The organism is Caballeronia arationis, from assembly GCF_001544975.2.
Lineage (GTDB): Bacteria > Pseudomonadota > Gammaproteobacteria > Burkholderiales > Burkholderiaceae > Caballeronia > Caballeronia arationis.
The window spans coordinates 1-9384 of the sequence record NZ_FCOG02000182.1 but is presented as its reverse complement, the minus strand read 5'-3'; the positions used below and the strand labels follow the sequence as shown (position 1 = coordinate 9384).

Here is a 9384-nt window from a genome sequence, read left to right as displayed (position 1 = left end):
AACTGGGAGTTTCGCAACTGCTTATCTGCACCTATCCGCACGCTGCGCTTGGCTTCGCGCGATTCTGCAAGACCGACTAAGCTAGCCCCAAGGCAGTAGTCCGACTTTACAGCGGCTGTTTCAACGCTTCCAAGATTACAGAGAATGCTTTGGAACTCTGGCGTCGGCTCGGGTAATAGGCGTGAAGGCCCGGAAATGCCGGGCACCAGTCGCGCATCACCGGCCGCAATTCACCGCTCTGGATGTGCGGTAGCACGGCGTCCTCGGGAACGAACGCCAAACCGTAGCCGTCGATCGCGGCCCGGATCATTTGCGGTTGCGAGTTGAAAATGGTCTGTCCACTCACGCGGGTTTGAACCGAACGCTTGCCTTTCTGAAGTTCCCAGGCATAAAGGCCTTTGGTCGTCGTCAGGCGCAGCGCGACACAGTCGTGCTTGAGCAGGTCTTCCGGTGAGCGTGGCAATTGCCGGCGTTCAAAATACGCGGGCGAGCCGACGATGGACATACGAATGTCCGCGCTGATGCGCACGGCGATCATGTCTTTGGCAACCTGATCGCCAAACCGTATGCCCATGTCGTATCGGTCCTCCACGATGTCGACGAGCCCGTAGTCGACTGTCATTTCCACCTGTATTTCCGGATAGTCGCGCAGCACCCTGCGCACCTTCGGCCAAACGATGGCGTCGATCGCATGATCGGTGGCGGTGATGCGAACGATGCCTGCAGGTCTTTCCCTTGACTCTGACAAGGCCGACAGCTTGGCATCGATTTCCTCGACCCGCGGTGCGGCGGTTCGAAAGAGGTCCTCTCCGGCTTCGGTCATCGACACACTGCGCGTCGTCCGGGTGAGCAAGCGAATGCCCAGCCGCGATTCCAGGTCACGAATCGTATGGCTCAGTGCGGATTGGGAGACGCCAAGCTTCGCGGCAGCACGTGTAAAGCTGCGCTCCCGCGCGACTGCGAGAAAGACGAGGATGTCGTTAAAGTTTTCACGTGCCATTGCGCCAGGCGCCCGTGTAGTCGAATCACTCGCGCACCGAACTCTTCGTGCGCGAACCCGCTGCTACCGCGACCCAGACTTATGAGTCGGGGTCATGACAACAGCGGCGCTTCGCCACTTTAATCAGGTACGGTCATGAATGTAAAGCGCTTCAACGAATTGCACATTCGTTGTGGGGAAATCCTAGGCAATGTTCACGGGTAACAATCTGACGAGGAGTTTGATAGCGATAGTCTGCGATCGATCATGCACTCACGTGTTGTCGACGTTGAAGAAAAATGGCCACGGCAGCGGCGCAGCCAACTATCGCGGCGCTGGCTAGGAACACTGAACGCAGGCCGGCATGTCCGCCGACCCATCCAAGGAAGGGGCTGCCCAGAGCCATCGCCACATCGAGAAAGGCCGTATAGAGACCCATCGCCATGCCGCGATTGTTGGATGCGATCGTGCGAACTGCTTCGACGCCGAGCCCTGGGTAGACGAGTGAATAGCCGACGCCTGAAAGGGCGGCCCCTAGGGACGCGAGCAGCGTTGTCTTTGCTAGCCACATGATTAAGAGGCCCGCTACCTGCACGATGACGAATATGAAGGCAACTCGTGCGCCTCCTAACCGGTCTGGAAGATGCCCAGCGATGGTGCGCGTCGCGATCAATGCAGCGCCGAATACGGTGAAGGCCATCCATACCGGCTGCCAATGCATGTCCGCGAAGAAAAGCGAACTGAACGCCAAAATCGCGCAGTACCCCATGCTGGCGAGCGCCGCGCCGAGACCGGGCAGCCAAACAACTCTGAGGATCGCACTGAGAGAAGCGTGCTGTCCGTGACCGGGCAGTGCGGCTGCCGGGGTCCGGCTCACGTATGCGAAAACGAACAGGGGCAGAAGGGCGGTCATCAGTGCTATCGCGACGAACCCGAATGATGTGTAAAGAATGGAGCCGAGAGGACCACCCAGCGCCATCGCTGCAAACATCGCAGTTCCGACCCAAGCGATCACCTTGCCAGCATGCTGCCTTTCAACGAGACCCAACCCCCAGGCGATGCCACCGGTGATAATGAAGCTCTCGGCACCGCCGAGAACCGCACGACCGACGAGCAGAATCGCAATAGAACCCAGGGGTGCTTTTAGAAATGCTAGCGACAGAAGATATAACAGTCCGGCCGCCCCGGCGGCGAGCAGGCCGACGAAGACGCTGTGCTTTGCACCGCGCCTGTCAGAGTAGGAACCCGCCCAAATACGTGAGAGCAGCGCTGCCGCGAACTGTGCACCCGCCACCAGTCCAACAACCAGTGGTCCGAATCCGAGATCGTTTATGACATGTAGAGGCAGTACGGGGAGCGCCACGCCAATGATCAGGAAGCCGGCCAGCACAGCAGTCATTATCGGGAATAGGGTTACAACAGCCGAATGCCCGGCTGATTCCTTTAAACGTGGTTCGAACATGCTCTTTGTCTTCACCCTCTCTTCTCGTGGGCGATCTGACCACTTGTGCACTATTGGCGAGCAAATGGGTTCACATGCCCGGTCCGTCGGCCCACTCGAAACGTCATGCCTGACATAAAACGCGCGGGGTCGGCGGCAGAGCGGTCATCAAACAATCCGCTCCGTGTCGGAACCACGCTTGGGTCTTCTACCGCATTGGAAGCCCTGCGCGTTCAAGTCGATGACGGCCCTTGTCAATGGCTTAAGGCATCATGCTCCAGATAAATATCGCTTTCTCGCGAGTCACACTCGTTAAACCTCCTGCAAGCGCCCACCTCTACGCCAGGCGTTCACATGACAAGCCTGCCTCGCGGAGGCTTTTCAATTACTGACCGACGACGAAGTGGTGTTGCTTGTGCCCTCAACGCGCCGGGCACCCGATTGCGTCTGCGTGTCGCGCGAACTGCCAAAACTATACGTATCGGTGCCGTGCGCGGTTTCGGCAGCAATTGTTTGCGCGCTCGGTCCTTGCTGTGAGCTCGGCGCACCGACCGCCGGCCGGTAAAACGGAGCCGGACCGTAGCCGCTAGCGAAAGCTGACCCAGCGAATGCACTGGAACCGATGAAAAAGAGAGTTGCGAATACTTTGGTGTTCATGACACACGCTCCAAGATGCGTTGATATTTGACGAGAAGTTGCGCAGCGGTTCTACTAGGCTGACAGCTACATCGCGATGACTCAAGCGTATACCCTTATTATCGGTTTTTGAACACGGTACGGTACATAGGCTTATGAACTGAGTTCATCAATAACTCCCCGTCTTCTTCGCGCACTGTCAATGTCTTGTCGGTTGTCGCGAGCTCGATCGGCCATATCGACGCGCGTTTTGAGGACATGGGACCGGAGCCGTGGAAGAGAAACCAGCCGGGCCAAAGTCTCATTCTCCTTATAGCCAATGCAAAGCAGCGTTTTCCCACACGAGATTTCGCTTAAATAGTATCGTCATCACTAGCTAGGAGTACTATGTAATAAATGACGTCCTGTGGATCGGATTCGCACCGTCGCAACGGTGTAGCGCCTGCCTTAATGCAGTTCGCCGCCTCGCATCAACCGCTGCGCGATGTCGGCAGTTTGCAGGGTCCCGCGCTCAGTCGGTGAATGGGCAGCGAGATAACGGGCGACCGCAACGAGGACATGCTGGCCCTCGTCAATATTGCCCCAAGCAAAAAACTGCCGTACGCCGGCTTCGAGCATCTGATAGGCGTGGAAGCCTGCGTCTTCGCGCAGCACCGCAAAGACCAGCGTGGCGATCAGCAATTCTGGCGGGTGGCCCAGCGTAAGGTACCGCACGACCAGCCTTGCAGCGAGATCAACCTGTCGCTGCCGGTCGAATGCTTCGAGCAAGGCAGCGCGAATGGCCTTCTCATCTACGGGAAGGTCGTCGAGCTGATCGTTGTCCTCGCCTGGGATGCGGGCCGGTGGGACGTTCAGATAACGCGCAAGGTAGAGCGCCATGGCTCCGTGCATGATGGCTCGCATGGCCGCAATGTAACCATCCATTCCCGCGGTCCCGATCCGCTTGAGCATCTGGGCAGTTCGAAGATCTGTGGCTCGCGAAGCAACTGCACGGCGCGCGCGTCGCGTTTGAGATTTTGTGCGGCACCTGGCCCGAGGTGTTTATGGGGCAGGCGAACACGGCGCTGACGTCGATCACGCGTGCGCGGCCTGGACCGATGCGCGGGATCGAGCGCCACCAACTGCTGCCCCGCCGGTTGCAGAACGCGACCAGCCCACCCAACGTCGTGATCCCCTCGCCTTTCAGTCGGCGCGCCACGCGTGGCCGCAGCCAGGCGCCGATCGCGTGATCGGGGTGAGGTGCTGCCGCGGCGAGTTGCGCCGCTTCGGTCACCATCCGGAACGTGACCGCGGTCAACTTCGGTCGGCCATGCTGTTTGATCGATGCGCGCAAATGATCGGCGAGCACCGTCGAGCCGTGCGCGATCGCCAACTGCACCAGCGTGTCGAGCATCCTGGCGAGGTGTCGTTCCATCGCACCGGGGCTCGCCGCGTGCGGATCGGCGTCCGGATCGTAGTAGGTGCGGGCGATCACTGCGGGCGCGATGCGCTCCACATACGCGCGCAGTGCGGTGAAATCCTTCGCCGTATAACCGCGCTCAAGGGTCAGCTTCTCTGCGGTGAGCTTTTCCGGGACGGGGGTCGGGCCGATCGAGCGTTCAATCACCTCTGCATCCGGAAATCCGTCTGTGCCTTGTGCCACGGGCCCCTGCACTCTCTGGTAATCAGAATCGAGGCAGAGGGCGTGCCGCTGGTGGCGGCCGCACTGGTTGAGGTCGTACCGGATCTCGCGTCGAATCACGGGGCGAGCCGCGGGGCGGACCAATCACCGCGTCGCCTGACGCTCGCGCCATTGGAACGACTGTCGGTGCCGCACGCGCTGTCGGGTGCCGACGGCGAAAACCGCTCGACCGCGTTCTGCTATATCCAGGCGAAGCACGACCTCGATGCGCTGCGCGCGTATCTGAACCGCTACCGTGATCAGCCGAAAACGCTGCGCGCGTATACCAAGGAACTCGAGCGCTTCTTGTTGTGGGCGGTGGTGCTGCGCGGCAAAGCGCTCAGTGACCTGCGGGTCGACGACTGCGAGGCGTACAAGGATTTTCTGAAAAGTCCCGATCCGCGTTTCGTCGGCGAGCGCTTCGCGCGTCAGTCGCCGCGCTGGCGACCGTTCGCCTCGACGGCGGACGGGTCGGCCGCGCTTTCAGCCGATTCTCAACGCTACGCGGTGCGAGCGCTTCGCGCCGCGTTCGCGTGGTGGGTCGACGTGCGCTATCTGGCCGGCAATCCGTGGATCGCGGTCAATGATCCGCCGGTCATCCAGCGCGCGAGCGCGATGAAGATCGAGCGCGCGTTGCCGGCGGATCTATGGCGACGCCTGCGCAACGAGCTCGATATGCGATGCGCGGAGGAGGGCGATAGCCGCTCGACTTCGCAGTGGCGCGCGATGCGCGCGACGATCCTGCTGATGGGGGACTCGGGTCTGCGGCGTGAGGAGGCCGCGTCCGCCCGTCGGGAGAATCTGAAACCGTCGGTCTACGGCACGCTGGCACGGCCCGTGTGGGAGCTGACGATCGTCGGCAAAGGCCAGCGCGAGCGCACAGTGCCGGTGAGCGTCGCCACGCTCGAGGCAATGCGCGAGCATTGGGCCGATCGCGGCAGGGATTTCGACGGCGCCGCAATCGGTAGCGCAGGGGCACCGAGCATTGCACCTCGCGGACCGCTGCTTGGCCCCGTCATCATTCCGTGGACCGACGCATCGCGTCGTCGGCATCGGATGCAACGTGGCGATGCTCTCGAAATCGAAGAGGCCGGCTATACAGCCGATGGACTGAATCGACTGATCGGCCGGATGCTAAAAACGCTTGTCGAGACGATGGATGGGTTGAGCCTCGATGAACGTGCGCGGCTCGGTCAGGCGAATGCCCATGCGTTCCGGCATACGTTTGGTACCCAGTCGGTCGCCGATGAGGTGCCGGTCGATGTCGTACAGAAGGTGCTGGGTCACGCCTCGCTCGCGACCACCACGATCTATGTGCAGGCAGAGAAACAACGCGTGCTCGAGGAAGTCGCCGGCTATTATGCGCGGCGCACAGAACGCGGCTCGGCAAACGAGTAGTGTGCCAATAACGGCGCTTCTCTGAGGCCCATCCGAGCCGCAACGAAGAGGCTGCAGAAAGCGACGTCCTGCTCAAAATCGTCACCGTGACGAACGCATGTCATGTCGAAAAAATCGAAACCAGCGAAGCCGATGCGCCGCACACCGCTCTCGCGGGAGCAGCTGTTGCCGATCGCACCGGGCAAGGCGCGCACGCTGTCGCTGAAAAGCCATCTGGCGCTGGCCGCGCTACGGCAAGGACATGGCAACGAAGATCTCGCCAGCGAGCTCTTGAAAACGCTCTACTTGACGTTTTTCGCGAACGAGGCGGAGAAACGAAACGGGTTGTTTGAGACGTTTCTCGCGGCCGAGCTTGCATTGAAGGCGTGCATCCACCACGCCGTAACGGCCGATGAGTGGCGGCTCGATCCGTCGCACTGTGAAGTCATCGAAGCGGTCCTGCGGGCGTATGACGCGCAATTGGCGTCGCGATCGAGTTTCATAATGCATCTCTCCGGTTAGAATCCTGGTAGCCTCAACGTCTTTTCGTCTTGCAGCGCCTCGAAGTTCCGTGGCCTTCTCTCAATCACACCCCGCACGCCTATCTGCACGGCCTCGGAACTCAGCGACGCCACCGGTATCTGCCACGGGGCACACGGCATGAGCTGTGAGGCGGGCAAGATCCCTTCATCAATGAGACGGTGAACGGAGCCAACGCAGATCTGCAGGCGCCGGGCCGTTTCCTCGACGCTAATCAATTCGCCATCGTTAGATGCTGGATCGAAGGCTGCGATTCCCAGCCTCTCGCGCAACTCCCGTACCCTCACCGTTGTCCAGGTCTTGCCGTCGGAGGATTTACAGCGCATCCGGTTCATTGTCACGGCCAGGTCGCGATCCGGCCATTTGCCACCGAGTTTGCGCATGACCTCCACCGACCCGTATTGCGTCTGTGCTTCGGTATCGGGATAGCGGCCACCGCGTATCCGCGCGATACGCACCTCAGTATGTCGCCCTCCGGTCCAATGGATTGCAAGCACAGCTTCATTGGACGAGTCGTCCAGATCAATCACCACTTCCTGGATAAGAACCCGTACTATCCGTTGCCTGGTTCTCGGGGTGGCGCCTGATGCGTTCCATGCAGTCGGCAAGTCGTGTGCGAGTGACATCAATCGCTCCCGGTCGATTTCCGGATTCGCAAGAAGTTTCGTATCAAGATGTTCGATGCGATTCTGGAGCTCAGCGACGCGCTCAAGTGCGGCGTTCCATCGCGCTTCCAGCTCACGTGCGACCAGCCGCTTGCCAGGATCGACGGCCTCGTAGCGACGCTCTGCCAGCGAGGCTTCATAGCGCGCTTCCTCCGCTTCGCGCGTCAATGCTTTTCGCACCTCATCATCCGCGTGGGACCGCGTTTCACTCGCTCTTATTGCTGCGTCTACTGCATATGTCGAAACCGCTTCCAGCAGTTGAGTGGCTACGGCCTTGTCGACACGTACGCCGCCGATGCCGATGCAAAGTCCGGCGCCAACGTGACTGTCGTCACCCCGGCACTGGTAGCGGTGCGCTTGCCCCGATCTCATCCCATAGAAGACCCGCATCATCCGGCCGCATCGACCACATCTTACAAGGCCGCCCAACAACGCGCGGCCACCCCGCGCAGATTTGCGAGACATTCGCTTTTGCATATGCGCATTCTCGGCAATCATCCGCTGGTTTTCCTCGAACTCATTCCAGGTGATATAGCCTGGATGGTGATCTTTCAGTAAGACGTTCCACGACTGCATGGGCTTGCTGCGGGCACTACCTTTTCTCGCTCTCCCATCAACAACATGAGTCTCGGCACTCTTCCTGCCAAATACATAAGCTCCAGCGTAGACCGGGTGCTGCAATAGCTTGATTACGTTGTGATAGGCAGGTGACTGCCACGCAATCCGGTTGCCAACCGCGCTCTGCCTCAGAACGGGCAATTGGAGCTTCTCCAGCTTGGCCCACAGGAACACCTGACGGGCGCTGCCCAGCTCTCGAAACCGACGGAACACGAGGCGGATTGTTTCCGTGACGCGTTCATCCGGGTCCAGTTCAATTTTCCCCAACTCATTCCAGCAGTATCCTGGCGGCAATGAGAATCTAAGTTCCCCTCGTGCAGCTTTCGCATCGCGTGCAGCAATTCCACGCTCACGTAACAGACTCAGCTCATACTCCGACATTGATCCTTTCAGGCCCAGTAAAAGGCGATCGTTCGTCAGCCGCGGATCGTGTACGCCATCGGGATCAATAATTAGCGTACCAGTCAAGGCACACAGGTCGACGAGGTGATGCCAGTCACGGCCGTTGCGCGCAAGTCGCGATGCCTCGATACAGAATACCGCACCAACTGTACCGCCACATATTGCAGCGACCAGTTTCTGAAATCCGGGCCGCTCCGTAAGCCCAGACCCTGAACGACCCAAGTCATCGTCTATCACAGTAACGTTGGCGAAACCGGTCTTTCGCGCGGACTCGGCAAGATCGTACTGACGTCGCTTGCTTTCCGTGTGGCTATGCACCTGACCAGGTGACGATTGACGAACGTATACGACGGCGTCTCGCCCCAGATGCGCGGAACTGATTTTAGAATTCATCGCCGGCCTCCCGCGTCTGATCCTCGTTCTCCACAGAGGTGCCCAGCGCTTCCAGCAGTAGGTCGGCTACGGCCTGTATCAGTTCTTCGTGCGTTGGCGCCGGGAGGAGAAGCAACGGCTCTTCCCGTTCCAGTGATAGAGCCAGTTGCTTCCTTGGGGTCATCGACGATGGTCTCATCTGAATTACCTTCCCGTTTTCGAATCAAGGAAGACGATGATCCACCATCGGGCGACAGCGTCGTTTCGCACGCGAGAACGTCTCGCAGTTCCACCAATGCGTTCAGGGCAACTTCCGGAGAACCCAACGACATCGTTTCGCACCGCGCCTTGTCAAACATCCATCCTGGCAATTCCCGGGATAGCCCGTTGCGGACTTCTACATGAATCACTTCCGCGGCGCCACGTCCCTTACGACGAACCACCTGAAGTTGCTGGCCGTGCAATGGATGCCATGGATATTCCATGGTGACAAACTTCAATCGGTATGCTGAATGTTGCTTGGTCCCGCTTCCGGTTCACAAAATCGAAGCGGCAAACCTGCGCCTGGGCCGGATGTTGGAGAAAAAGGGGAGTTTTCCGAACCTGGCAGCGACGCAGTGCGTATTTCGGCGAACGTGATCACCGATTCCGGTTTAACGTGATCAGTGAATCCGGAGGAAGGTGATCAGTCATT

General features: G+C 59.6%; 8 protein-coding genes and 1 pseudogene. 2 read left to right on the top strand and 7 right to left on the bottom strand.

What is annotated here, in order from left to right; translation table 11 throughout:
* Positions 1-106: 106 nt before the first annotated feature.
* From AWB81_RS37950 to AWB81_RS47560, 5 genes and pseudogenes are all read right to left on the bottom strand, one after another.
* The gene (locus AWB81_RS37950; protein ID WP_062643191.1) at positions 107-1000 is read right to left on the bottom strand and encodes a LysR family transcriptional regulator; all 894 of its coding nucleotides are present in this window, start codon (positions 998-1000) and stop codon (positions 107-109) included.
* A 244-nt stretch (positions 1001-1244) separates the two neighbouring features.
* Positions 1245-2456 (bottom strand): arabinose transporter, encoded by a 1212-nt coding sequence (locus AWB81_RS37945; RefSeq protein WP_235026118.1) that lies wholly within the window; start codon positions 2454-2456, stop codon positions 1245-1247.
* 345 nt (positions 2457-2801) lie between these two features.
* Positions 2802-3077, bottom strand: coding sequence for a hypothetical protein (locus AWB81_RS37940; RefSeq protein ID WP_087135469.1), 276 nt, complete (start codon positions 3075-3077; stop codon positions 2802-2804).
* A 426-nt stretch (positions 3078-3503) separates the two neighbouring features.
* Positions 3504-4007, bottom strand: a complete 504-nt coding sequence (locus tag AWB81_RS37930; RefSeq protein ID WP_062643187.1) for a hypothetical protein — start codon at positions 4005-4007, stop codon at positions 3504-3506.
* 181 nt (positions 4008-4188) lie between these two features.
* Positions 4189-4332: pseudogene (locus AWB81_RS47560) on the bottom strand (phage integrase family protein); the annotation flags it as partial.
* Here AWB81_RS47560 and AWB81_RS37920 point away from each other — a divergent pair.
* Both AWB81_RS37920 and AWB81_RS37915 read left to right on the top strand, forming a co-directional pair.
* Positions 4312-6114, top strand: a complete 1803-nt coding sequence (locus AWB81_RS37920) for a tyrosine-type recombinase/integrase (RefSeq protein ID WP_235026117.1) — start codon at positions 4312-4314, stop codon at positions 6112-6114. The pseudogene AWB81_RS47560 and the gene AWB81_RS37920 sit on opposite strands and share 21 nt — an antisense overlap.
* A gap of 132 nt (positions 6115-6246) precedes the next feature.
* Positions 6247-6615 (top strand): hypothetical protein, encoded by a 369-nt coding sequence (locus AWB81_RS37915; protein WP_144444311.1) that lies wholly within the window; start codon positions 6247-6249, stop codon positions 6613-6615.
* On the opposite strand, the gene AWB81_RS37910 is transcribed toward AWB81_RS37915, so the two are convergent.
* Both AWB81_RS37910 and AWB81_RS49305 read right to left on the bottom strand, forming a co-directional pair.
* Positions 6612-8711 (bottom strand): recombinase family protein, encoded by a 2100-nt coding sequence (locus tag AWB81_RS37910; RefSeq protein WP_062643182.1) that lies wholly within the window; start codon positions 8709-8711, stop codon positions 6612-6614. The two genes, AWB81_RS37915 and AWB81_RS37910, sit on opposite strands and share 4 nt — an antisense overlap.
* On the bottom strand, positions 8708-9175 hold the full coding sequence (locus tag AWB81_RS49305) for a DUF5372 family protein (protein ID WP_510183682.1): 468 nt from the start codon (positions 9173-9175) through the stop codon (positions 8708-8710). The genes AWB81_RS37910 and AWB81_RS49305 overlap by 4 nt, the downstream gene beginning before the upstream one ends.
* Positions 9176-9384 lie beyond the last annotated feature (209 nt).

Excerpts from the sequence above, each read along its gene's own strand:
- AWB81_RS37950 (WP_062643191.1), bottom strand. The coding sequence starts at position 1,000 with ATGGCACGTGAAAACTTTAACGACATCCTCGTCTTTCTCGCAGTCGCG.
- AWB81_RS37940 (WP_087135469.1), bottom strand. The coding sequence starts at position 3,077 with ATGAACACCAAAGTATTCGCAACTCTCTTTTTCATCGGTTCCAGTGCA.
- AWB81_RS37930 (WP_062643187.1), bottom strand. The coding sequence starts at position 4,007 with ATGCTCAAGCGGATCGGGACCGCGGGAATGGATGGTTACATTGCGGCC.
- AWB81_RS37915 (WP_144444311.1), top strand. The coding sequence starts at position 6,247 with ATGCGCCGCACACCGCTCTCGCGGGAGCAGCTGTTGCCGATCGCACCG.
- AWB81_RS37910 (WP_062643182.1), bottom strand. The coding sequence starts at position 8,711 with ATGAATTCTAAAATCAGTTCCGCGCATCTGGGGCGAGACGCCGTCGTA.
- AWB81_RS49305 (WP_510183682.1), bottom strand. The coding sequence starts at position 9,175 with ATGGAATATCCATGGCATCCATTGCACGGCCAGCAACTTCAGGTGGTT.